At 58.2% G+C, this 2,493-nt stretch carries 2 protein-coding genes; both read right to left on the bottom strand.

The genetic code is table 11. The annotated features are described in order from the left end of the window. Window positions 1–888 precede the first annotated feature (888 nt). Window positions 889–1,194 (bottom strand): hypothetical protein, encoded by a 306-nt coding sequence (locus NQ050_RS10970; protein WP_257039380.1) that lies wholly within the window; start codon window positions 1,192–1,194, stop codon window positions 889–891. Window positions 1,195–1,280: 86 nt separating this feature from the next. Beyond that, window positions 1,281–2,438 carry a DNA polymerase gene (locus NQ050_RS10965; protein ID WP_257039379.1) on the bottom strand — a complete coding sequence of 386 codons (1,158 nt, stop codon included), beginning with the start codon at window positions 2,436–2,438 and terminating at the stop codon, window positions 1,281–1,283. Between the last annotated feature and the right edge of the window lie 55 nt (window positions 2,439–2,493).

Raw genomic sequence — 2,493 nt, 5'->3', positions numbered from 1 at the left:
CGGCTACACCAAAGCCTTGGCTACCGAACACCAGCCGAGGTTGAAGCAGCCTTTTGGGCATACAACCCACCCAAAGCCATAATGGAAACCAAGGCAAATGCCTAGGAACAAAACCCAGGGCAGCTCAGAGCCTCTGCTTCGCCCCTCCAAAGAACACACCGGATGTAGGTCTGAAAATTCTCGGGTCCCCTCGAATGGCTAGCGGGTCCCTTCGCCAGAGGCTGTCCCACAAGCCATTCTACCCCAAGAATTTTCAGACCTTTAGCCCCCTAAAGGGCTCGTTTTCAACGAGACCCTCGGGGGCGCCTACCAGCGGGGATTGCCAGCGCCTACAGAACCTTCCTACTCGGTCGGTTCCTGCGGCTGCTGGCCAATATAAAACGCACTCTGAACTGCGATGACTGCTGTGGCGTCATCTTGGTCGCCGTGCGTATGCTGCCCAACTCAGCTGTTGCTGAGTCGTGCCTAGGCCGGGAACCCAACCCGGCCGGAGAGGGAGCCGCAGCCGACAAGTCGGCGTCGGACCCCCTTATACTGGTTTTCTTGTTTCCAAGAAAACCGATATTTCGCTGTGACCAGCGGAAACGTGAAAGTGTACCGCTGATAGCTACACTCGTTTCCCCAGGTCACAGCCAAACAGCTATCGATAGCTGTTGAATTTTGGTGACGCCTTTTCGTGCCTTCGGCGCACCCAAAAATGAGGCCGGAAATCCGGCCTTGTGGCCAGTGCCGGCGCTCCGGCACTGGCCTGCCTGACACGCCTTTACAGCGAGCTGACCAGTCGCGGATGACAAGAAAATACCCGCCACGGAATGCTCATTCTGTGACGGGTCGATGTACGTCGCAGCAGCCAGCGACGTACGTTAACTCAGCGATTCATGTACACGGCTAGTCGCCGAAGTTGTACTTGTGCTGATCCTCTGGCTGAGCAGAGGACTGCTCTGTTCGAGGTTCCCCTGACTCTTCCTGTTCAGCCTTTGGCTGTTCAGTCGGGACTGCCGCCGCAGCAGCCAGCTGCGCCTTGAGGGCCTTCAGCTCGTCGGCGTAGACCTTGAGGCTTTCGACCTTGTCTTGTGCAGCCTTAACGTCACGGCGTGCCTTGCGCAGCCGTGACTGTGCGTCTGCCAGTTCCTTCTCGGCCTTAGCGAGATCGTCCTGGAGGGAAGGCTTCTGTTCGGAATTGAGTCCAGACATGATGGGTCCTTTCGTTTGTTTTGTTCTGGTTTACAACTTCACACCTGACCACCGTGGTGGCGGCCGAGTGAGCATCAGTCGGTTCATCACTTGCACTCCGCCCAGTTCTCCCCAGGGCCTGCGCTGTCAGCCAGCACAGGCACGTGGACGCCAGGTGCGCACGGCAGTTGCACGGACTTAAAGGTGTCCATGACCAGTTGCTTAATTTCCTCTGCCCGTTCAGGTGACACCGAGAGCACAATTTCGTCGTGCACAAAAATCCTGATCATGTCTGCGATCTCGGCGGGCAGTGCAAGTACACCTTCAAGGAATACGTCCCTTGCAGTACCCTGCCCGAACGCAGCGGGGGCTTGCGTGTAGTACTTTTCGACGTCCACAGGGACCCAACGGCCAAACGCCGTGGTCACGTACCCATTGAGCTTGGCTTCCTCACGCAAGTGCTTTTTGAACAGCTCTAGTCCGGGGAACTCCTGGCGCAGGAGTGCCTGCTGATACTGGGCCTGCTCTACAGTGATGCCCGCGTACTTCGCAAAGCCCTGTGCACCCATGCCGTAGTTGGTCGCGTGGCCGAGCGCCTTGGCGTCACTGCGACGGGCAGGGTCACCGAACACACGCACCGCCATCTCAGTGTGGCTGTCGCGACCTTCAGCGAACAAGGCGGCGTACGCTTTGTCTCCGGCACCGGCTGCCATGCAACGTGCGTCGATCTGCGAGAGATCGACTGAGATCAACACTTCACCCTCGTCAGGGAGAACCATTGATCGGCGCTTGAGCAAACGCTCCTCACGTGACCCGAAGGTCGTGAGCGCTGGGTCGCGTGTACTCAAACGGCCAGTTGCCTGATCCGGCTGAATGGATGGATAGACCCTGCCGTCACGCAAATTGCTTTGCACGTTCGCCGCCGGAGAATTGGTCTGCCCGACAACCAACAACTTGTCGGCAAGCTCTGCCAGCTCAGGGGAGTGAGGATTGTCCGCAACCAGCTGAGCCATTGCGTCCTTCGAGGTCGCAACATCACCTTTATCGGTCAACGGTACGACTGCACCATGGGACCCGATGTATGCAGCCAAGGCCTGCTTGCCGAGCTTCGACGACCACGGCCGTGCACCCTCGTCGGGCACGCCGACGACGTCGATGAACCACTGTTTCGCCTCAGCCCTGACCCGTTCCTCGGACCTGACCCCCGTTAGGTAGACACCCAATCTCAGCTCAGTCGGGCTGGGGGAAAGGTAATCTACCACCATGTCAGCGAAACGCTATGACGAGCAGTTCAAAAGGGATGCGGTTGCCTTCTATGAG

The organism is Corynebacterium sp. 122RC1 (assembly GCF_024580955.1).
Lineage (GTDB): Bacteria > Actinomycetota > Actinomycetes > Mycobacteriales > Mycobacteriaceae > Corynebacterium > Corynebacterium kozikiae.
This window is presented reverse-complemented; position numbering and strand designations above follow the sequence as displayed.